Origin of the sequence: Lacticaseibacillus baoqingensis (genome assembly GCF_003946165.1) — a bacterium.
GTDB classification, from domain to species: Bacteria; Bacillota; Bacilli; order Lactobacillales; family Lactobacillaceae; genus Lacticaseibacillus; species Lacticaseibacillus baoqingensis.
This window is the reverse complement of sequence record NZ_RHOI01000036.1, coordinates 1-19,790: the sequence shown is the minus strand read 5'-3', so window position 1 is coordinate 19,790 and position 19,790 is coordinate 1. Positions and strand designations below refer to the sequence as shown.

Here is a 19,790-nt window from a genome sequence, read left to right as displayed (position 1 = left end):
AAGACTATGTTACACGCATTGGAAAAGACCTTGATGCCGCTGGCTGAAAAGCTGGGGAAAAACAAGATCCTGATTGCCATCCGTGATGGCTTCTTGATCACCACCCCATTGATCATCGTGGCGTCGTTATTTCTTTTGTTCAATAACTTTCCCATCCCGCATTGGGTCGAATTTTGGAACGGGATCTTAGGGTCTCAATGGCAGTCGTGGTTTGCTAATGTGTCGCGGTCAGTGTTTAACTTAGTGGGCTTTTTATCGTGTTTTGGCACCGCCTACGCCTATGGCCGCCAACTTGATACGGATGCGATCCAAGCCGCTGGGGTGGCGATCGTGGCGTTCATCATCTTGACGCCTACTGACCTCGTATTAAAAGGCGGCACTAGCATTGTTGGGTTGGACACGGAATACTTGGGCACCAACGGCATTTTCTTAGGTTTAGTTGTGGCGTTAGTGGCGGTACAGCTGTATGCGTTTGCCGCCAAGCGCGGCTGGACGATCAAGATGCCTGATGGGGTCCCACCGGCAGTGGCGGATTCGTTTGCCGCCTTGATTCCTAGCGGCTTAGTGATGATCGTGTTCTTCTTCGTGCGCATCTTTGTGGGGATGACCAGTTTTGGGACCGTGCACAACTTCATCTTCGAGATCTTGCAGACGCCGCTTAAAGGTGCTGGGAACACCTTGTTTGCACAAGTGATCTATGGGTTAGCCTGCACGCTGTTTTGGTCGTTTGGGATCAATGGGCCGGCGGTGGCCAATTCCGTTTTTGGCCCGATCACCAAGGTGTTGACCATGGAAAACTTGGATGCCTTCCAAGCCGGCAAAACGTTGCCAAATATCTTTACGGATCCATTTTCCAACTTCTTCACCAACTTCGGCGGCGGCGGTTCAACGCTGTCGTTGATCATCGTGATGATCTTGTTTTGCAAGTCGCAGCGGATCAAGCAGCTCGGGAAGCTGTCATTGATCCCGGGGATCTTTGGGATCAATGAGCCGATCATCTTTGGGTTACCGATCGTGTTGAATCCGATCATTTTGATCCCATTCAACCTGGTGCCATTGATGAACCTCTTGATCTCCACGGCGGTGACGAAGCTGGGAATTATTCCGTATACCAATGGGGTCGCTTTACCATGGACGACGCCGGTCGGCTTTTCCGGTTATTTATCGACCGGAAGCTGGGTCGCGGCAGTCTATCAGATCTTGCTGCTGATCCTAGGCTGCTTGGTGTATTACCCATTCATCAAGATCTTGGACAATAACTATCTTAAAGAAGAAGCCGACGCCACCGATAAAAAAGACGAAACGGATGATATCTCATTTGACGACATTTCATTTGATGATCTTTAGCCAAATGTAGGCGCCAAGCCAAGGAGGAATTGCGATGAAAGTCATTTTTATTCTTGATCAGATCCAAGCTGGGTTCGGCGGCAAGGAGCGCGGGGATCTGCCATTAGGCGGCAAGAAGCTGGCGATCGGCGCCGTGGACATGTTTACGAATTTTCTGCCGGCAGTGGATGCGACGGTGTTAGCGACGCTTTATTGCGGGGATGATACGTTCATGGCAGATCCGCAAACCGTGACTAACAAGCTGGTGGCGATGTGCCACAAATTAGCACCAGACGTCGTGATTTGTGGGCCGGCGTTCAATTATGAAAAATACGGCATGCTGTGCGCCACCGTCGCCACCGCGCTTGAAGCGCACGGCTTGCCGGCAGTGGCAGCGATGAGTCAAGAGTGTGAAGCGGCGATCAGCGAGTATCGAAATCAAGTGACGATCGTCAAAATGCCGAAAAAAGGCGGGATCGGCTTGACTGACGCCTTGCAAAAGATCTTGACCTTAGCGGCGATGAAGGTCAAAAAAGAAGATACCAGTGCGTTTGCGGCAGCAAACTGCTATTGAGAAAAAGGAGTGGGAGTATGGTTGACGAACAGGTGTTGCAAGCGTTGATGGCTTTGGACGGGGCGCCAGGGGATGAACGGCGGGTATCGGCATACTTACGCGAGCAGCTGGCGCCATATGCTGATGACTTCGTTTATGACAATCTTGGCTCGATTTATGCCATCAAGCGCGCCAAAACGCCCAATGCACCGCGTGTGATGGTTTCAGGACACATGGATGAAGTGGGCTTTGTCGCCAAGCGGTTCAATGACAACGGGACGATCGCAGGGTTAGCCTTAGGCGAGCCGCTTAAGGCCAGTTTGCTGGGTTCGGCGGTGCGCTTCACCTTGGCTAACGGACAAACCGTGATGGGGACGCTGTTGGCGCACGACACGGCGGGCAACGCGATGACGGCAAAACAGGATGTGTTGATCGACTGCGGCTTTGCATCGGCCAAACAAGCGCAACAAAGCGGCTTGCAAATCGGTGATCGCGCCGTTTTTGCCGAGGCCTTGGTCCATAATGCAGGCAGTCAACGCGTCATCGCCAAAGCCTTCAATGGCCGCTATGCCCCGCTCATGGGGATCGCACTGCTCAAGGCAGTTGCTGGCGAAGCTTTGCCTTTTGACTTGTACGTCGGGTGTACGGTGCAAGAAACGGTTGGATTACGCGGGGTACAAACGGCGACCAATGCCGTGCAACCAGATCTTGGGATCGTCGTCGATACCGATGCGGCGTTTGATACTCAAAAAGATGCTCAAGATCGCATCGGGCGCTTAGGAGACGGCGTATTGCTGAACTTTTTTGATCAAACCGTTTTGCCTAACCGCTTATTATTGCAGACGCTTAAGCAAGTTTGTGAAGCCCAAGGCCTGCCATATCAGTACTATTACTCGCTTGCCGGTTCAGATGCCGCATGGATCAATAAGCTGCGCACCGGTACGCCGACGTTGTTCGTCAATGTCGCGGTGCGCAACATGGATACTCCCCAGCAAGTGGCGGACTTAGGCGACCTCCAAAGCGCCCAGCAAGCCTTGATCGCCTTCATTCAACAGCTGACGCCAGAGCAGATCGCGGCCTTTAAAGCCGAGAACCGTTAGGAGGCGCGCCGATGACTTTTAAGCAGATCGATTTAAATATCTTACGCCGGGTCTCAGAAGCAGACGGGATCGGCGGCTGTGAGCGTGAAGTCAGTCGCATCGTCGCTGAGTATGGGGCACCGTTATGTGATGAGATCATCCATGACAACCTTGGCTCGACCATCATGATCAAGCATGGCAGCGGTCATGGCCCGAAGGTGATGTTTTCGGCCCATATGGATGAAGTCGGGTTCATGGTACGCGAGATCACAGATGCCGGCTATATCAAGTTGCTGCCAGTTGGCGGCTGGTGGGGGCATGTGATGCCTGCCCATGAACTGACCGTCACCACGATGACGGGTGAAAAGTACATCGGCATCGTCGGCGCCCGTGCCCCGCACGGGTTGTCTCAAAAAGTCAAAAATACAGTGATCGCACCGATGGACCTATTTTTGGATATGGGGGTCAAAAATCGTCAGGCGATCTTGGATCTTGGCATTCAAATTGGGGATATGGTCACGCCAAATACCAAGTTTCGGGTGATGAATGATCCGGATCTATTATGCGGCAAAGGCTGGGATGACCGCGTCAATTTAGGGACGATGCTGGAAGTCATGCGCAACCTTGAAGGGGTCCATACCGATGCCGATCTGTATTTTGCTGCGACGGTTCAAGAAGAAGTCGGCATTCGCGGGGCGCGCACGGCCACGCACACGATCTTGCCAGATGTCGCGGTGGCCTTAGATGTCACCACTGCCACTGACACACCGCTGGATACAGCCGGGATGAAACTTGGCGGTGGACTGGTGTTGTCGATGGTCGATCATTTGACGCTGAGCAATCCGAGTTTGATCGCGATGATGACCCAAATCGCCCAAGCTAATGACTTGGACGTGCGTTATGATTTCATGACGGACGGCGGCACCGATGCGTGCAGTATTCATAAAATGCTCGATGGCGTCGTGGCCATGACCGCTTCGCTGCCGACGCGTTACATGCACTCGCCGCGCCTGTTGATCAGCCGCACGGATTATGAGCAGACGATCCGCTTGCTGACAGTATTTTGTCAACAAATCGATTGGCAGCATCTGGATGGGATGAAGCAAGCCATCGGGATCCAAGCGCATCAATAAGCAGGTGATTCCAATCAGACTGGCAAGACGTCTTGGCGACGATAGGTTGCCAAGGCGTTTTTTGACGAAGGGTACAATCCCAACCATAAATTCGATAGCTGAACACAATTGACGCGGCACCGTCTGTCTTAGATAATGAGGCGCAAGGAGGTGTGTTGGCATGAGTGCAGAGAAAAAAGCTTTTCGTCAGCAACAGATCGCGCGGCTAAAAGCGCATGCGCAAGAGACGCAATTGGCCGGTGAAACCTTATTAGCGAAGTTGCAGGGGTTGCCCAGCTGGCGTGATGCGAAAACGATCGGAGTCACCATCAGCAGCCCATTTGAAGTTCCAACTGCGCCGATCATCGCCGCTGCCGCGGCTGCGGGAAAGCAAGTCTTGATCCCGCGCTGTTTGCCCAAGCGGCAAATGGCATTTTTGCCAGACCCTGGCGCAGCTGGCCGGATCACGAGTGCGTTTGGGATCCCGGAGCCGCCCTATGATGAAGCTAAAGTTAACGACCAGCCGGATCTATTGTTGGTCCCGGGGATCGCGTATGCGCTGAACACCCATGCCCGCATTGGGTTTGGCGGGGGCTATTATGACCGCTTCTTGCAGCGCTATCAAGGCCCAACAGTGGTGTTAGCCGCACCGATCATGGTGTATGCTGCGCCGGCTTGGCCAATCGAAGATCATGATGTCATGATCGACCAGATGCTAACAGTGGATCAATAGAGCACAGCAAATTACTTGCTAACACAAACGTGACTAGGACATCATCGTCTAGGTGCGCCCTAACAAGCCGCGCCCAGCGACAAAAGCGCCTTGGGGCCACGATTCGTGTTAGAATCGCGGTTTCAAGGCGCTTTTATCATGGGCTAAAACCGCTTTGGGGCTCAGCCTCTAAAAATACCCGAGATCTTCTAGTTTTACCGGTAATTGCATCAACTTAGTAGGCTGGCCTTTGGTGAAGCGCTCAAGGTCATCATGGAGCTGTTGCTTGGCAAGTTGGATCGGGCGGCGCCAACGGTCGCCTGGCAAGATGTGCGGTGTCAAGTTGTGGAAGGGGTCATAAGTGTCAAAATAGGTCAGCGAATCGATCATCGGGTAGCGTAAAAACCAATCCGTGACTAAAAACGCAGCGTCATCAGGGGCAGCTTCCCATGCTTTGCGGGTGATCACGTGCAGTTTTTCATTGAGTACTGGATAAGCCGGCTGGCCCATGCGTAAAACCGGCATGTAAGCCAGCAGATTGCGACTGCGGCCCTTAACATGTAAGCGGCTAGGGGGTAATTCCGTGATCAAACCGACAACGAAACCCAACCCGTCATCGTCGATCGGCATTGTATTGTAGTAGATCTTATATTGGTCCATGGCGACATTCCTCCAAACAATTGATAGTGGGTGGACACCAATGGTTTACGCCATCATATTTGCAGTATACCCTAGATCTTCAAAAAAGTGTTGTCAGACGACTCGAGGACGTGAAAAATCCCGTGGTTATCTTTTGTACAAGGCATTTGGTGTTTTTATGGTATATAAACGCATTGCAATGGTGTTTAGCAAAGCAGGAAAAATCGCTCTGATTCATTTTTATGTAATATAATCATAATTTTCTGGTTTTTCGGCTGGTTTTGTGCTATAAAAGTATAGACTTCTTACGCAGAAATGTGTGATCATCAGTCGGTTTGGGGGAATCGTTTTTGATCAAACAGCTTATTCAGGTGCGGTCACTCGTGTTGTTAGCGGGTTTGGCCGGACTAGTGGCGTGGTGCGCGCCGGTTGTCGTCGAGGCTGACGACACGCAAGCAAGCACGGCGTCGGTGTCGTTTACGGAGGCCTCCGGGAGTGTGATGGCCATCCAAGCCTTGCCAGATGTTGACTTCGGTCGCATCGTTGGCGGCAGCCAAGCACAGGCATTAACGGCACCAATCGATGGCACCAAAGCAGCCATTGATGCTGCGGCGCATGGTCCATGGGCGATGTTAGTTCAGGCGAGTGTGATTGCAGATGATGCGCACCAGCCATTAGCAGGTGCACAACTGGAAACAGCGGCGCACCCGACGGCACAAGTCGTCGTGAAAGCCGCTGGTGCAGCGCCGGCGCTAAAAACGGTGGCGTTGTATATTCCAGCTGGCAAGCCAGGCACAACATATCATGCGGCCTTACGCTGGATGTTGTTTGCCGGGCCCATTGATGCCTCGTAAGTTGCGTGGGGGAGTAAGTGTAAGTATTGGCTAAGTTATATCGCCGCGAAGCTCAACTGACAAAGGAAAGCTGGCGGACCGCCTGTAAAGGCGGTTTTTTATTAAAATAATCATTTTAGGGTTGCGTCAAGACACGTCAAGCCGTAAAATAGTTTTTGGATTTAGAACAAGTGAATTTGACCGCTCACTCAAGTACAGACCATTTCGATGGTACGCTTGAGACGACCCGTGCGCAGAGGCTTCGGCCTGTTGCGGCGGGTCGTTTTGTTCTTTTCCAAGGCTCTGTTGATCTTTCCCCCGAACCGTCAACGAGCTGATCAACGTGTGTGTAAATCGTGCCGCTTCGGCGGCGATCTATTCCGTGAAGAGGCTGCCATGGTGGCAGCCTTTTTTCAATGGCAACCAGTGCGGGGTTGCGGTATGCTTAACGGTAAACACGTGAGTTTATTGGGGAAAACATCATGGCATTAGTTGGCAATACATTTTTTTGGACTTTCTTTTTTATGATCGGTTTCGTGGCGTCACTGGAAATCGTTGAAGACCTCGGACCGGAGTTGGTCCAGCGCTGGCTGCACCGGCGGATCTCTGCGGCTGCGGCGGTGGTGATTTATGTGCTCGCTGTCATCATGTTTGTGCGTATGCTGCGCTTATTCGGCACGACATTCACCTGGACCGCCAATGCGATCCGTAATGGCGCGTTGATCTATGTGTCCAAACGGTTGCAGGATCGGCGTGCTTTCGCCTGGCTGCTGGTCGGCTTTTTTGTCTCCTTATGGCCGTTTTGGCAGTGGAATTACTGGGCGATGGCATGGCAGGTATTGATCTTGGTGCTGTTGTTGCCGATCAACTGGTATCAAGATTGGATCAAAGCCAACTGGCTGCGGCATGGCCTTGTTTTAAGCGTGATCAGCTTGGTTTATTGGTTGTTTGATATGTATGCGTTTCATTATCCTTTAGGCGAGACGCTGGCAGTTTGGGTTTGTTTTGTCGTTGTGATCGTGCTGGCGCATATGTATGATTATTTGTTGGTTTATCGCCAACAAAAAACCAGTACCTTGGAGTACGATAATCAACATGATGCCTTGACTGGCGTCCATAGTTTGAGCAAATTCACCAGCGACTTTGGGCGGTATCATCAATTGAGCTTAGATGGGAATATGCCGGCGGTGCATTTGGTGATGCTGGATATCGATCACTTCAAGCGGATCAATGATACTTATGGGCATTTGGCAGGCAACGATGTGCTCAAGGCGTTTGCCAGTGATCTGGAGACTTACCTTGATCAGTCGGCGTTTCCATGTACGCTGTATCGCACTGGCGGCGAAGAATTCAGCTTGTTGATCGCTGGCGGGGCCACTGATCAACAAGTGCGCGCGATCGTGGATGGCTATGTGGCGCATTTGCGGCAATTGACCATCGCGACGGCAGGAGTTAAATTGCACCTGACCGTTTCTGCTGGGATCACGAAGGTGATGGCTGGCGACAAGCGCAATGACATCACGATCGCTCGTGCGGATGCGAATCTGTATGCGGCTAAGCGCGGCGGGCGTGATCAAGTTGTTGCCGGTAATTGAACAGCAAAAAAGCCGAGTGCGTGCGCACCCGGCTTTTTTTACTGCCACCCGTTAGTAAAGGCTGGCGAGATAAGGTTTCATGGCAGTAACGACACTGTCGCTGCCGGTATTTTCGATCAAGGTCACCGTGAGATAGGTATTGTGGTCGGCGTCCATGGCGACGAGAAACCCATTGGTCTTACCATTAGTATCTTGTTGCTTTTTCAACTCTGCCGTACCGGTTTTGGCAGCGATGGTGTGGCCGGCAAGCGCCAAGCCATGGGCGGTGCCGGCACTGTCAGACACGACATGCGTCAGCGCTGTTTTGACGGTGTTGGCTGCGGCGGCTGGCAACACGCTGATCCTTTTGCCCGTCGTCTCTTGGACCAAGGTCGGCTGCTGCATGGTGCCGCCATTGGCAATGGCGCTGTACATCGCGGCTTGTTCAATCGGCGAAAGCAACAGCTGCCCTTGTCCGTAGGCGGTGTCAGCTAACAAAGTCTCGCGATCAAGCTTGCCGGAATTTGAGATCTGCGCAGGCTTCATGGCCAGCGGTAAATCTGCGGTCGCCTTGAAAAATGGCTGCAGGCCCTTGAGGTATGCGGCTTGCCCCATTTGTAACGCCGCTTGGGCAAACCAAATGTTGTCGGAGTTGACCAGCGCGGCGGTCATATTTTCTGAGCTGGCATTAACGGTGCGGGTAACTTGGTAGGACCCCCAAGACGCATCTTTTTGCCATTTGAGCCCGGAGATCGTCTTGGTGGTGTTGGCGGTGATCGTTTGATTGGCCAAAGCGATCCCTGCCGTCAGCATCTTGAATGTCGAGCCTGGCGCATAGCGCTGGGTGAAGCGGCTGACAAAAGGCAGTGCTTGATCCTTGGCATAAGCGTCATAATCGCTTTGGTTGATGCCATTGACGAACTTGTTGGGATCGTAGCTAGGGGCGCTGGCTAAGGTCAGCAAGGCGCCGGTTTTTGGATCCATCGTTACCACGGTGCCGGCTTGATTGCCGAGTTGGGTATAGGCTTTTTGCTGCTTGGCAGCGTCAATGGTCAAGTGCAGATCTTGGCCGTTTTTAGGGTTGGTTTTCAGCAGCGTCGTGGTTTGATCGCCGTGGCCGATGGTGATCGCACCGCCATCAACGCCGCGCAATTTGGTGTCTTCAGTCTGTTCCAGCCCGGCTTTGCCGACATCGCTGCCGGCGGTCAAGGTTGGCGATTTCTTCAAGTAGGCAGCGGTAGCTTCGCCGACATAACCGATCAGCTGCGCGGCAGCCGCACCAAGCGGGTACGTTCGCGAGCCGACGGTTTGGTAGTTGACGCCGGTCAATTCAGGGGCAGCGGTGACGACTTTGACTGGGACAAATGTATCGGCGGTGACCCAAGCTTGGTTGAGCAAGGTTTCTAAGCTTGAGACTTTAACGTTGAAAGCCGTGGCGATTTTTTGCAAGTTTTGCGTGCGGGTGCTGCCGGTGCCGAGTTTGCCTGGGATCAAACCGGCTTGCAAGACGGTGCCGTTTTTGGCGAGCAGTTGGCCGTTGCGGTCGTAGATCTGGCCGCGTACCGCTTTGGTGGTGGTCAATTGGACCGTGTCTTTGCCGGCCATCTGCGGGAATAAAAGCGCAGGCGTCCAGCGAACGCGCCAGGTGTCGTTGCGCTTGACGATCTTGGCTTGGTAGTGCAAGGCTTTGAGCTGCCCGACTTTGGTTTTCATCGTGGCAGTGAAGCGCAATTGATAGGTGTTATGGGCACTAGGGGTGGTGGTGAGCTTGCTGATCTTGATGCGGCTGGCACCGACGCGGTCAAATACCGCTTGATTGCGTGCGATCAGCTGCTTTTTCGTGTAGTGCCAACCGGTGCCTTTGAGCTGGCCGGTATCGATTTGCTTGGCCATGGTCGGGTATTGCCGTTTGGCGAAGGCTTGGGTGTACGCTTTGGCAGTGGCAGCAACGGCTTGGGCTTCAGCACGCTGGTGGTGCCAGTGGTACCAAGTGAAGCTGCCGGCGACTAAAACGATCGCGGCAATGCTGGCGGTGAGCAGCGTCCGGGTATTTTTGTGCATGAGAGGCCTCCCTTGAGATTGGCTGTTAGTCACTCTATTATACGTGAATGCTGGGTGAAACGTTAGCCTTTATCCACATGTGGACAGCTCACAGTATTTTCGATAGTTATACACAGGTGGATAATTTGACGGCGCCGCTTAGGCCTGCTTTAATCAAGGCAGAGGTGATCGGAATGGAATTATTACCAGTAAGGATCTATGCACATGATGCGCCAGCAGGCTTGCGTGTCTTGATCGATCGCGTCTGGCCGCGCGGTGTGAGCAAGGAAAAAGCCGCGTTAGACGCTTGGGATAAAACCGTCGCGCCAAGTACGGAGTTGCGTAAGTGGTTTGGCCATGATCCGGAAAAATTTAGTGAATTTACCCAGCGTTATCGCGCCGAATTGGATGCGAATCCAGCTGTTGAAGCGTTAGTGGCCAAGCTTAAGGCCAGCGACGAAAAACGGGTTTTATTATTATATGGGGCTAAAGATACCCAACACAACAACGCCGTCGTGTTAAGCGACTATCTGAGTGAACGCTTAGCGCAGTGACCACACAAGGGGGCCCATTATGCTTGTTTCTTATCCAACTAGGCACATGTATTTTAACTATCCGATCTTTATTATCGGCTATCAAGATGAACGCTTCGGCTATAATGTTACGACTTGCAGCTCTGGGTATAGCTTAGGCGGGATGTATTGTTTTGGGCTCAGCAGTGACACGAATGCGGCGATGCAGCTATTAACCTATCGGCAAGGAACGATCAATTTTTTGGATCGGACGCATTTGGATATGGTCGAGTTTGCCGGCAGCCATCCAGGAACCGCCAAGTTGACTGATCCGCGTTTTGCCCATGACAAGATCAATGGGTTACCCGTGCTGACAGCGGCGTTTGCCGCACTGTTGTTGAAAATCGACGCCACGCAAGTCTACCAAGGTTACGTGAACTTTACCGCGCACATTACCGAGCGGCTAGTCGACGACGCGGCGCTTGCCGGCGGACAGTTTGACGCAGAGGCGATCGTGCCGGTAGGGTTTGCCGGTGACCGCGGGTCGAAGGTATACCGTGTGCCTGGGGAGATATTGACGCCAGGCAACTTTAGTTGATCGCATTAAAAAAGCCGCCATTGGCGGCTTTTTTAATGCACTTCTGTATCGGCGGCTTGGGCGCGTTGGGCTTGGCGGCGGTAGGCAGAAGGGGTGATGTTGAATTGTTTTTTGAAGGTATGGTCGAAATTGGCCGGATTCTTGTAGCCGAGGCTAAAGCCGATCTCTGCGACGCTTTGGGCAGTCATCGCCAGCATCTTCTTGGCTTGGTTCATGCGAATGAAGCGCAATTCAGCAGAAAATGGTTTCTTGAACAAATCGTGGCACAACCGGGAGAAGTAATTCGGCTCGTAGCCAAAGTAATCTGCGGCAGATTTTAACGTTACGCTGTCGATATGGGCCATGATATAGTTCAAGATCAAACCGACTTGGTGCGCCTTATCAGCGCCGCGTAAGTTGTCTTCTGGGAAGTCAGATTCGATGATCATCATCGCATTCAACCGCGCTCGCGACAGCTCAGTGAGCAACAAATTGGCCAACATCGACGCTTCATAGCGTAAGTAGCCATCTTGCGGCTGCATCAGCATCAAGCGGGCCAGCTGTTCACAATAGCCATTGGTCAGCTCATGCGCGATCCGCCGGAACACGATGTGGGCGGTATCGGTGCTTTGCAAGAAGCTGGTGATCATGGCGTTAGGCCCGATCCCCACGGTGTTGGCTACCGGCAAGATGAAAAAGCGGGCTTGCAGCGGCCGTTGTGGGCTGTAAGCTTCAAGCGTGGCCGGCATGGGATTGTGGATCAAGACGATGTCACCCGTTTTTAAAGCTAACGGGCGGCCTTTGAGGCGCATGAGACATTCCCGTCGACATTGAATAATTGCTAATTGGGTGCCGCCAGCTTCTGGATCAGGCGCGGCGCTCAAGGCGCCGAGATCCAAGTCGACGCTGGTGGCGCTCCATAATGCTTGATACATGCGGTACCCTCCTTGTTCATTAGGCAATAAAAAACCTGTGATTAACTTACATTCTAGCACAAAACGCAGGGCTTGGGTTGGGTGGTCGGCACATAAAAAGACAGTTTCAGATAAGAAACTAGACAAGCACACGTTTTCTATCGAGGATAGATATCGATAATTAATTAGACAATTTTGTTGCTATTGCCTCAACCCTAACTGACTTATAATTAGTATGTTGAACGTTGGCACATAAGGAGGCAACTGATGAATCCGAAATTTTTAGAAGTGTTGCAGCATGAAGGTCCGGTCACGATCATTACGATCAACGCGCACCCGGCCCATGTGGTCAATACGTGGATGTCGTACATTACGCTGAAAGAGAACCAATTATTGATCCCGGCTGCCGGGATGCATAGCATTGAAGCAGACTTTCCACAGGATAATCATCTCACGCTGACCTTCGGCTCTAAAGCCGTCGAAGGCACCGTCGGCCCTGGTGCCGGCTTCCATGTGCATGGAACTGGCGAATTCGTCGACCACGGCGCTGCTTTTGACCAAAAGCAGGCCGAATTTCCTTGGCTGACGCGGATGTTAATCGTCACCATCGATGATGTTCAACAAAAGATCTGATCTGGTACTGCCCTACCATGTCACAGAACCGATCGGGATCATTCAATTATGACAAAAAAAGCCGCGAGCATGCGGCTTTTTTTGATGGGTGGGAGAAACTGCCTGAAAGCAAAATAAAACCACTAGGCGGCGTTTTTGGACGCTCCTAGTGGTTTTATTTTGCTATCGTCGAGCTGCGTGCCGCGACGCACCCAGGCTGCCTTACCCACATCGCTAAGTGCGTCCTTGCTTCGCTCTGGTCTCGTCGAGCTGCGCAAAGCACGGGGTCGCGGGTAAGTCATCGCGCCACGCTATGGCTGACGCCATAACGCATCACGCTGCCTTACCCACACCCCTAAAACCGCTTTGCTTCGCTCTGGTTAGCGTCGAGCTGCGCAAAGCAACGGGGTCGCGGATAAGTCATCGCGCCACGCTATGGCTGACGCCATAACGCATCACGCTGCCTTACCCACACTCCTATAACCGCTTTGCTTCGCTCTGGTTAGATTGAGCAGCTCTCGCAGGCATTGGCGCCGATTTCGTCTTCGTCGTCGGTGAAGGTCCGGATATAGTAGATCGACTTGATGCCTTTAGCGTGGGCATAGTTGCGCAAGATGTTGAGATCACGCGTGGTCATCTTGTCGGTGCGGCCTTCTTTCCATGGATAAAGTCCTGCCGGGATCGTGGAACGCATGAAGAGCGTCATCGCCATCCCTTGATCGACGTGCTGTTGCGCAGCGGCATAGACGTCGATGACCTTGGTCATGTTGGTGTCATAGGCACTTTGATAGTATGGCAAGGTGTCGTTAGCCAAACCGGAAGCTGGGTAGTAGATCGTCCCGATCGTTTTTTCTTGACGGTCTTCGATCCGGTTCACGATCGGATGTAAGGAAGAAGAGGTGTCGTTAATGTAGGAAATAGAGCCGTTTGGGGCTACGGCCATGCGGTTTTGGTGGTAAAGCCCATCTTTCATCACATCGGCTTTCAACTGTTCCCAGTCGGCTTTGGTCGGGATGTGGATGCCGGCAAATTGTGCCTTCACCGTATCGTATTTGATGCCCCAATCGCCTTGAAGATACTTGTCAAAGTAACTGCCATCTGCGTACTTGGAAGCTTCGAAATTGTGGAAGACTTGCTTGCGTTCGCGTGCGATCTTGTTGGAGGCCTTCAAGGTGTAGTAGTTAAGCAGCAAGAAGTATTGGTTGGTGAAGTCCAACGATTCAGGCGAACCATAGTGCATGTGATGCTTGGCAAAATAGGTATGCAAGCCCATCGCCCCTAAACCGATGGAGTGGGCCAGATCGTTGCCGTGTTGCACAGATGGGACCACGTCGATCTCAGAATGGTCGGTGACATAGGTCAATGCCCGCACCATTGCATCGACAGACTTTTCGAAGTCTTGACTCTTCATCAAGTTCGGGATGTTGGTCGAGCCGAGGTTGCAAGAAACATCTGTGCCCATGACGTCATATTCTTGGCGGTTGTTCAAAGTCGATGGGGTTTGCACTTGCAAGATCTCGGAGCACAAGTTGGACATGATGATCTTGCCGGCGATCGGGCTGGCGTTGTTGGCGGTATCAATATTTAAAATGTAAGGATAGCCGGATTCTTGTTGGAGCTTAGAGATCTCGGTTTCCAGATCCCGCGCCCGGATCTTTTTCTTGGTGATGTTCGGGTTAGCGACCATGTTGTCGTATTCCTTGGTGATGTCGATGTAAGAAAATGGCTGGCCGTATTCGCGTTCAACGGAATATGGTGAAAAGAGGTACATGTCCTCATCATTTTTCACCAAGTCATAATACTTATCAGGAACGATCACGCCGAGGCTTAAGGTCTTCAACCGATACTTTTCATCGGCATTTTCCTTTTTAGCGCCTAAAAAGGCGATAATATCAGGATGGAAGACGTTCAAGTAAACGACGCCGGCCCCTTGCCGCTGGCCCAGTTGGTTGGAGTAAGAAAAAGAATCTTCAAGCAGCTTCATGACGGGCAAAACGCCGCTGGCTGCGCCTTCGATCCCTTTGATCGGAGCGCCGCCTTCACGCAAATTAGACAAGGTGATCCCCACGCCGCCGCCGATCCGCGAAAGCTCTAAAGCAGAGTTCACCGCGCGGCCGATCGCGTTCATGTCATCAGTCACTTGCAACAAGAAACAAGACACTAATTCGCCGCGGCGCGCGCGCCCAGCATTGAGAAATGATGGGGTAGCCGGCTGATAGCGTTGATGGATCATTTCGTCGGCTAAGCGCAGGGCTAATTCTTCATTGCCATCTGCGAAGAATAATGCGTTAGCAAAGACCCGATCTGGGAAGGATTCGAGGTATTCTTCGTTATCGTCAGTCTTCAACGCGTATTGGGCATAAAACTTGTAAGCGGCCATGAATGACTGGAACTGGAAGTCTTGGGCGGCTAGGTAGTCGGTCAGCTTTTGTAAGAATTCTGGGGTGTACTTGCTTAAAAATGCGGCTTCATAATAATTATTGTCCACCAAAAAAGCGAGCCGTTCTTTGAGGCTGGCAAATTTTTTGGTGTTCGGCTCAACATTTTCTTTGAAAAATGCAGCCAATGCTTCTTTATCCTTGTTAAGCGGGATCTGGCCGTTGACGGGGATGTTGATTTCATTATTGAGTTTGAAGTAGGTGACTTGTTCTGGATCAATAGACTTGAGGCCCATGACGTTACTCCTTTTGTCGAGTGTTACCGAAAAACGCGGTTTTGCTCGGGGTTTTATAGTCGAGTTGCGCACCACAACGGCATTGCAGGTAAGTCGTCTCGGTCACGGTGCATACTGCACCGCACCCAAGCCGCCTTACCCACAGGCCTAAGTGCGGCTTGCTGCGCTCTGTGTTTTAGTAAGTGTTTGAGAATAAGTGTATGATACTGTATATTGTGTCTATGGTCAACTCACGTGCAACATCTTGCGATTAGGCGGGATTGGCAACCTGTGGTAAGATTAGGCGCGCAAGTGATATTTTAACACCCCCGACGAAAGGAAGCACATCACATTATGGAAAATTATCAGGCGATTAACTGGGACCGCGTCTCAGACGCCGTCGACAAGGCGACATGGGAAAAACTTACCGAACAATTCTGGTTGGATACGCGGATCCCGGTTTCCAACGACATGGACGACTGGCGGGAACTCGACAGCACCCACCAATGGGTCGTCGGTCACGTTTTTGGCGGTTTGACCTTATTGGATACTGTGCAAAGCCAAGATGGGATGCGGGCTTTGACAACTGGTGCCATTACACCGCATGAAAAAGCGGTTTTGAACAACATCCAATTCATGGAATCTGTTCACGCCAAGTCATATTCCACCATTTTCTCGACGTTGAACACCCAAGCCGAAATCGATGAGATCTTCCAATGGTCCGATTCTGAAGAGTTTTTACAAAATAAAGCCAAGTGGATCGTTGATCTTTACCGCAATGATCCGGATCCGTTGCACAAAAAAGTTGCTAACGTGTTCCTGGAAACCTGCCTGTTTTATTCTGGGTTCTACACACCGCTTTATTATCTGGGCAACAATAAGCTGAACAATGTAGCTGAGATCATCAAGTTGATCTTGCGGGACGAATCGGTGCATGGCACCTATATCGGCTATAAGTATCAAATCGCCTACAATCAGCTGTCTGATGCTGAAAAGCAAAAACAAGATGATTGGGCTTATGACTTGTTATATAAGCTTTACGCGAATGAAGAAAAGTATGCGGCGTTGTGCTATGACCAAGTGGGCTGGACCAAGCAAGTGATGACTTTCGTTGAATACAATGCCAACAAGGCTTTGATGAACTTAGGCAAAGAAAGCATGTTCCCAACCACGGCTAGCGATGTGAACCCGATCATCATGAACGGGATCAACACGACGACATCTAACCATGATTTCTTCTCACAAGTCGGCAATGGTTACTTACTGGGCCAAGTTGAAGCGATGAATGATGATGATTACAATATCGACGTGATCTCGGATCCGGAAGCAGGCGATAAGTAATGCTGAATCTTTTTTACGTTTCGATTTCCGGTAATACACGGGCTTTTGCGAAGCGCCTGGGGGCATACGCGGACAAGCAGCACGCTTTAGATCCTGCCAACCCGCAGTTGCATGCCGTAGAATATAGTGAAACTGTCGATACCAGCATCATGGACAAACCATTTTTTGCGATGGTACCGACTTACCTTGATGGCGGGGATGGGATCAACAACGGCTATAAGGAAGTCATGACTTTAGACTTTCGCGATGAGCTGCAAGCCGGCAATACCGATAACTTGCTGGGCATCATCGGCAGCGGCAACCGCAACTTCAACGCTCAATTTGGTTTAACGGCCAAGCATTACGCGCGCCGCTTTAATTCGCCGGTGATCGGCTTGTTCGAATTGCGCGGCAATAATGAAGAAGCAGCGAAGATCTATACCGCAATGTGCAATTATCAACGCGACTTCGACAAGCGCGGTGTCAAACGGGCACTGGTTTAATAATGGGCAACAACAAAAGACAAGTCACGACGACTGGTCTTTTTTCGTGCAATGAATTGACAGCGCTATCTTTAACTGCCATATTGTGAAGCAAGATGACCAAACGCAATGCAGGGGGCAGAATATGGCAGCATACAATGGATTACGACGGGAACACTTAGGCTTTTTTCCTACGCCAGTACATCAGCTTAAGCGGCTTTCAAAACAATTAGGGGTGAATTTGTGGCTCAAGCGTGATGATCTGACTGGGCCAAATTTATTTGGCGGCAATAAGATCCGCAAGCTCGAGTTTTTGCTGGGGGATGCGTTGGCACAAGGGGCAGATACGGTGATCACCTTCGGCGCGACCCAGTCCAATCACGCGATGGAAACGGCTGTGGCCGCCCGTAAGCTGGGATTGACGCCATGGTTGTATTTAGAAACGATCACGCCGCCAGATCAAACCAGTGATCGCGGCAATATTTTGATCGACAAGATCTTAGGCGCCAAGATCACCTATGTGTCCATGGCTGACCGCACGGAAGCACAAGCGGATGAATATGCGATGGCATTAGCCTTAAAGCAAAAAGCGGCGCTTGAAGCCGCCGGACACAAGGTCTACATCATCCCAGTAGGCGGCGCCACGCCGATCGGTTCGGTCGGGTTTGCAATCGGCGTACAAGAGCTTTTAGGTCAGCTTGAACAATCGCCAGACTACATCGTCCATGGTACCGGCACTGGCGGCACTGCTGCCGGGCTGGTCGCTGGGGTGAAGTTGTACGGCCAAGCGCCGCAACCGCAAGTGTTATCGATCAATGTTAGTCCCAAGCCTTTGGCGCATTATGCGCAAACTGCCGAATTGGCGACGGCTGCTTTGCAATTGTTAGGCAGCCGCGAAACCGTGACGGCCGCCGATTTTCATTTTGACCAAAATTACTTTGGACAAGGCTATGAGCAGCCGACTGCCAGTGCCAGCGCGGCGATCCGCTTGCTAGCAGAAACAGAAGGGATCTTGTTGGATCCGGTGTATACAGGCAAGGGGTTTGCCGGGATGCTTGATTATATCCGCACTGGCAAGATCGCCCCTGGCAGCAATGTGGTGTTTTGGCACACTGGCGGGATCTCTGCGTTGTTTGCTGAACCGGCGATGGTCGGGCGGCTTTATGACTGACTGGTGGGGCTGATCTTGGACCACGGTCAAGGTGAAAAAGGCAGCGGCTGCGCAACACCGGCGTGATATTAATTGCATCAAAGTAGTGAAGCAACCGCTAAAATGCCCCATGATCACCTGCCTGGATGGTTGGGTGCTCGTGGGGGTTTTTAGATGCTAAAGTCTGCTTGCACGCTGATACGCTTTAGTAAGGTGATGAGCTGGGTTTTTTCTGCGGCAGATAAAGGCGCACTGACCCGCTGCTCTAAGTCGATGAAGACTGCGCGGACGGTTTGGACCGATTCTTGGCCTTCCGGGGTCAAGTAAAGCTGCTTTTGGCGCTCGTTGGCGACGGTTTTGCGCCGCAAGATCAACTGGCGGGCTTCCAAGGCCTTTAAGAGGTTCGTGGTGGTGGCTTCTTGCTTGCCTAAGTATTGCGAAACCGCTTTTTGGATCGCGGCAGGGTGTTGGGCGATATAGTTTAAGGCCTGGGCTTGCAAGACATTGAGGCCGACTTTTTTTAGTTGCTGTTGGACAAAATGTTGTTCGGAGCGGGTGATATGAAAGATGTGTTCGACTAATTCATTTTCTGACCCTAGATCCATGGGGCGCCTCCGGTAATTAAGATAATTTTACAAGTATTATGTTTGACAAGGTGACGAACTAAGATTATGATCCTACTTGTATTTACAAGTTTAGTTTACCACACGGAGGTCATTATGTCGCTAACACCAGCACAAACAAATGCCACTCGCAACGAATTTCACACCAATATCCAGCGCAGCGGGCTCACTCTCGAACAGATTGCCACGGCCTTAGGCACCACGCCAGCGGTGATCGCCCAATCGATCGACATGCATCCGCGGCACATTGATGATAATTGGATCATTCGCAATTTCTTGCTTCAATACATGGCCGAACATGGCATCGAGCCGGTACCATTTACCGCGTTGGTCGGGGACTATCATCGTTATTGGTTCTTAAATGCCGATATTATTGAACGCGGGATCATTGAATAGGAGATTATTAACAGTAATCAATAACGTAGAATAGTGTGTTAATTTGTAGTAATTAGTCGTTCTGCGGTAATCAAGTGGAAGGCAGAATGACCAAGTGCTGCGAAATGATAAACTCGTGAAAAATCGCTGACTGATGCATGGACAGATGATGACGGTTTTCATCATGTCTCGACAGGGCCTCCTTATCTTAATTTGCTATGATATCCATAAGCAAGTTGGAGGTGAAAACATGTTGAGAACGCACAAGATCCGGTGCTACCCGAACGCGACAATGCGCCGCGTATTGGCTCAATCATGCGATTATCGCCGCTATTGTTACAATCAGGCGCTTGCCACGTGGAACGAGATGTATGACGCATCGGTGGTATTGGCAAATACGACAGCACGGCCAAATGAACGTCAAGTCCGCAATGAGTTAGTTAACAACAAAGCAGACTGGCAATACAGTCGTTCAGCACGGATCTTGCAATTGGCAGTGCATGATTTAGCCCAGGCTTGGGCAAATTTCTTTAACCCGAAAATGCCTGACCATCGCAAGCCACGGTTTAAGTCAAAGAAGCGCAGCCGCTGCGGTTTTAAGACCGATCGGGCGACCATCGTTAATGATAAGTTGCGGTTGGATAAACCGCATGGCTATCGTGATCGATGGTACGACATCCGCTTGGCTGAGAAACCACGTTGGC

21 protein-coding genes are annotated in these 19,790 nt (G+C 51.4%); 16 read left to right on the top strand and 5 right to left on the bottom strand.

Annotation, left to right across the window (positions count from 1 at the left end; translation table 11 throughout):
* The first annotated feature begins 6 nt into the window (after positions 1–6).
* The 5 genes from EKM91_RS11890 (at position 7) to EKM91_RS11870 (ending at position 4,803) form a co-directional block, all read left to right on the top strand.
* Positions 7–1,347, top strand: coding sequence for a PTS sugar transporter subunit IIC (locus EKM91_RS11890; RefSeq protein WP_125754138.1), 1,341 nt, complete (start codon positions 7–9; stop codon positions 1,345–1,347).
* 34 nt (positions 1,348–1,381) lie between these two features.
* Positions 1,382–1,900 carry a GrdB-related putative oxidoreductase gene (locus EKM91_RS11885; protein WP_125754137.1) on the top strand — a complete coding sequence of 173 codons (519 nt, stop codon included), beginning with the start codon at positions 1,382–1,384 and terminating at the stop codon, positions 1,898–1,900.
* A gap of 17 nt (positions 1,901–1,917) precedes the next feature.
* Positions 1,918–2,979 (top strand): M42 family metallopeptidase, encoded by a 1,062-nt coding sequence (locus tag EKM91_RS11880; protein ID WP_125754136.1) that lies wholly within the window; start codon positions 1,918–1,920, stop codon positions 2,977–2,979.
* Between the two features lie 11 nt (positions 2,980–2,990).
* Positions 2,991–4,091 carry a M42 family metallopeptidase gene (locus EKM91_RS11875; protein ID WP_125754135.1) on the top strand — a complete coding sequence of 367 codons (1,101 nt, stop codon included), beginning with the start codon at positions 2,991–2,993 and terminating at the stop codon, positions 4,089–4,091.
* A gap of 160 nt (positions 4,092–4,251) precedes the next feature.
* Positions 4,252–4,803, top strand: a complete 552-nt coding sequence (locus tag EKM91_RS11870) for a 5-formyltetrahydrofolate cyclo-ligase (RefSeq protein ID WP_125754134.1) — start codon at positions 4,252–4,254, stop codon at positions 4,801–4,803.
* Between the two features lie 168 nt (positions 4,804–4,971).
* Here EKM91_RS11870 and EKM91_RS11865 read toward each other — a convergent pair whose 3' ends face one another.
* Positions 4,972–5,442, bottom strand: a complete 471-nt coding sequence (locus tag EKM91_RS11865) for a hypothetical protein (protein WP_125754133.1) — start codon at positions 5,440–5,442, stop codon at positions 4,972–4,974.
* Between EKM91_RS11865 and EKM91_RS13960 the strand changes: the two genes are divergently transcribed.
* The 3 genes from EKM91_RS13960 (at position 5,441) to EKM91_RS11855 (ending at position 7,849) form a co-directional block, all read left to right on the top strand.
* Positions 5,441–5,674 carry a hypothetical protein gene (locus tag EKM91_RS13960; RefSeq protein WP_164508578.1) on the top strand — a complete coding sequence of 78 codons (234 nt, stop codon included), beginning with the start codon at positions 5,441–5,443 and terminating at the stop codon, positions 5,672–5,674. The genes EKM91_RS11865 and EKM91_RS13960 overlap by 2 nt on opposite strands.
* Positions 5,675–5,771: 97 nt before the next feature.
* On the top strand, positions 5,772–6,275 hold the full coding sequence (locus EKM91_RS11860) for a hypothetical protein (RefSeq protein WP_125754132.1): 504 nt from the start codon (positions 5,772–5,774) through the stop codon (positions 6,273–6,275).
* Between the two features lie 503 nt (positions 6,276–6,778).
* Positions 6,779–7,849 (top strand): GGDEF domain-containing protein, encoded by a 1,071-nt coding sequence (locus EKM91_RS11855; protein WP_164508577.1) that lies wholly within the window; start codon positions 6,779–6,781, stop codon positions 7,847–7,849.
* A 51-nt stretch (positions 7,850–7,900) separates the two neighbouring features.
* Here the strand turns inward: EKM91_RS11855 and pbp4 are convergent, their stop codons facing one another.
* Entirely contained in the window at positions 7,901–9,889 is a 1,989-nt protein-coding gene (gene pbp4, locus EKM91_RS11850; protein ID WP_125754130.1) for a penicillin-binding protein PBP4(5), read from the bottom strand.
* Between the two features lie 173 nt (positions 9,890–10,062).
* Here pbp4 and EKM91_RS11845 point away from each other — a divergent pair, with 173 nt between their 5' ends.
* Together EKM91_RS11845 and EKM91_RS11840 are read left to right on the top strand one after the other, a co-directional pair.
* Positions 10,063–10,422, top strand: a complete 360-nt coding sequence (locus tag EKM91_RS11845; protein WP_125754129.1) for a DUF488 domain-containing protein — start codon at positions 10,063–10,065, stop codon at positions 10,420–10,422.
* A gap of 19 nt (positions 10,423–10,441) precedes the next feature.
* On the top strand, positions 10,442–10,978 hold the full coding sequence (locus tag EKM91_RS11840; protein WP_125754128.1) for a hypothetical protein: 537 nt from the start codon (positions 10,442–10,444) through the stop codon (positions 10,976–10,978).
* Positions 10,979–11,010: 32 nt separating this feature from the next.
* Here the strand turns inward: EKM91_RS11840 and EKM91_RS11835 are convergent, their stop codons facing one another.
* Positions 11,011–11,892 carry a helix-turn-helix transcriptional regulator gene (locus EKM91_RS11835; RefSeq protein ID WP_125754127.1) on the bottom strand — a complete coding sequence of 294 codons (882 nt, stop codon included), beginning with the start codon at positions 11,890–11,892 and terminating at the stop codon, positions 11,011–11,013.
* A gap of 246 nt (positions 11,893–12,138) precedes the next feature.
* Here EKM91_RS11835 and EKM91_RS11830 point away from each other — a divergent pair, with 246 nt between their 5' ends.
* Entirely contained in the window at positions 12,139–12,504 is a 366-nt protein-coding gene (locus tag EKM91_RS11830) for a pyridoxamine 5'-phosphate oxidase family protein (RefSeq protein WP_125754126.1), read from the top strand.
* A gap of 481 nt (positions 12,505–12,985) precedes the next feature.
* On the opposite strand, the gene nrdE is transcribed toward EKM91_RS11830, so the two are convergent.
* The gene (nrdE, locus tag EKM91_RS11825) at positions 12,986–15,157 is read right to left on the bottom strand and encodes a class 1b ribonucleoside-diphosphate reductase subunit alpha (RefSeq protein ID WP_125754125.1); all 2,172 of its coding nucleotides are present in this window, start codon (positions 15,155–15,157) and stop codon (positions 12,986–12,988) included.
* Positions 15,158–15,490: 333 nt separating this feature from the next.
* Between nrdE and nrdF the strand changes: the two genes are divergently transcribed.
* The 3 genes from nrdF (at position 15,491) to EKM91_RS11810 (ending at position 18,109) form a co-directional block, all read left to right on the top strand.
* The gene (nrdF, locus tag EKM91_RS11820; RefSeq protein ID WP_125754124.1) at positions 15,491–16,477 is read left to right on the top strand and encodes a class 1b ribonucleoside-diphosphate reductase subunit beta; all 987 of its coding nucleotides are present in this window, start codon (positions 15,491–15,493) and stop codon (positions 16,475–16,477) included.
* A complete protein-coding gene (locus tag EKM91_RS11815) occupies positions 16,477–16,959 on the top strand; it encodes a class Ib ribonucleoside-diphosphate reductase assembly flavoprotein NrdI (protein ID WP_125754123.1) in 483 nt (160 codons plus the stop codon). Before nrdF ends, EKM91_RS11815 begins: the two co-directional genes overlap by 1 nt.
* A gap of 124 nt (positions 16,960–17,083) precedes the next feature.
* The gene (locus EKM91_RS11810) at positions 17,084–18,109 is read left to right on the top strand and encodes a D-cysteine desulfhydrase family protein (RefSeq protein WP_125754122.1); all 1,026 of its coding nucleotides are present in this window, start codon (positions 17,084–17,086) and stop codon (positions 18,107–18,109) included.
* A gap of 149 nt (positions 18,110–18,258) precedes the next feature.
* Here EKM91_RS11810 and EKM91_RS11805 read toward each other — a convergent pair whose 3' ends face one another.
* Entirely contained in the window at positions 18,259–18,693 is a 435-nt protein-coding gene (locus tag EKM91_RS11805; protein ID WP_125754121.1) for a MarR family winged helix-turn-helix transcriptional regulator, read from the bottom strand.
* Between the two features lie 114 nt (positions 18,694–18,807).
* On the opposite strand from EKM91_RS11805, the gene EKM91_RS11800 reads away from it, so the two are divergent.
* Complete coding sequence (locus tag EKM91_RS11800) at positions 18,808–19,107, top strand: DUF2316 family protein (protein WP_164508576.1); 300 nt, start codon at positions 18,808–18,810, stop codon at positions 19,105–19,107.
* A gap of 229 nt (positions 19,108–19,336) precedes the next feature.
* Positions 19,337–19,790, top strand: a 454-nt coding sequence (locus EKM91_RS11795) for a helix-turn-helix domain-containing protein (protein WP_164508575.1), incomplete at its 3' end; no start/stop codon positions are given.

Excerpts from the sequence above, each read along its gene's own strand:
- EKM91_RS11840 (WP_125754128.1), top strand. The coding sequence starts at position 10,442 with ATGCTTGTTTCTTATCCAACTAGGCACATGTATTTTAACTATCCGATC.
- EKM91_RS11865 (WP_125754133.1), bottom strand. The coding sequence starts at position 5,442 with ATGGACCAATATAAGATCTACTACAATACAATGCCGATCGACGATGAC.
- EKM91_RS11875 (WP_125754135.1), top strand. The coding sequence starts at position 2,991 with ATGACTTTTAAGCAGATCGATTTAAATATCTTACGCCGGGTCTCAGAA.
- nrdF (WP_125754124.1), top strand. The coding sequence starts at position 15,491 with ATGGAAAATTATCAGGCGATTAACTGGGACCGCGTCTCAGACGCCGTC.
- nrdE (WP_125754125.1), bottom strand. The coding sequence starts at position 15,157 with ATGGGCCTCAAGTCTATTGATCCAGAACAAGTCACCTACTTCAAACTC.
- EKM91_RS11835 (WP_125754127.1), bottom strand. The coding sequence starts at position 11,892 with ATGTATCAAGCATTATGGAGCGCCACCAGCGTCGACTTGGATCTCGGC.
- EKM91_RS11815 (WP_125754123.1), top strand. The coding sequence starts at position 16,477 with ATGCTGAATCTTTTTTACGTTTCGATTTCCGGTAATACACGGGCTTTT.
- EKM91_RS11845 (WP_125754129.1), top strand. The coding sequence starts at position 10,063 with ATGGAATTATTACCAGTAAGGATCTATGCACATGATGCGCCAGCAGGC.
- EKM91_RS11830 (WP_125754126.1), top strand. The coding sequence starts at position 12,139 with ATGAATCCGAAATTTTTAGAAGTGTTGCAGCATGAAGGTCCGGTCACG.
- EKM91_RS11855 (WP_164508577.1), top strand. The coding sequence starts at position 6,779 with ATGATCGGTTTCGTGGCGTCACTGGAAATCGTTGAAGACCTCGGACCG.
- EKM91_RS11805 (WP_125754121.1), bottom strand. The coding sequence starts at position 18,693 with ATGGATCTAGGGTCAGAAAATGAATTAGTCGAACACATCTTTCATATC.
- EKM91_RS11810 (WP_125754122.1), top strand. The coding sequence starts at position 17,084 with ATGGCAGCATACAATGGATTACGACGGGAACACTTAGGCTTTTTTCCT.
- pbp4 (WP_125754130.1), bottom strand. The coding sequence starts at position 9,889 with ATGCACAAAAATACCCGGACGCTGCTCACCGCCAGCATTGCCGCGATC.
- EKM91_RS11880 (WP_125754136.1), top strand. The coding sequence starts at position 1,918 with ATGGTTGACGAACAGGTGTTGCAAGCGTTGATGGCTTTGGACGGGGCG.
- EKM91_RS11890 (WP_125754138.1), top strand. The coding sequence starts at position 7 with ATGTTACACGCATTGGAAAAGACCTTGATGCCGCTGGCTGAAAAGCTG.
- EKM91_RS11800 (WP_164508576.1), top strand. The coding sequence starts at position 18,808 with ATGTCGCTAACACCAGCACAAACAAATGCCACTCGCAACGAATTTCAC.
- EKM91_RS11870 (WP_125754134.1), top strand. The coding sequence starts at position 4,252 with ATGAGTGCAGAGAAAAAAGCTTTTCGTCAGCAACAGATCGCGCGGCTA.
- EKM91_RS11885 (WP_125754137.1), top strand. The coding sequence starts at position 1,382 with ATGAAAGTCATTTTTATTCTTGATCAGATCCAAGCTGGGTTCGGCGGC.
- EKM91_RS13960 (WP_164508578.1), top strand. The coding sequence starts at position 5,441 with ATGGCGACATTCCTCCAAACAATTGATAGTGGGTGGACACCAATGGTT.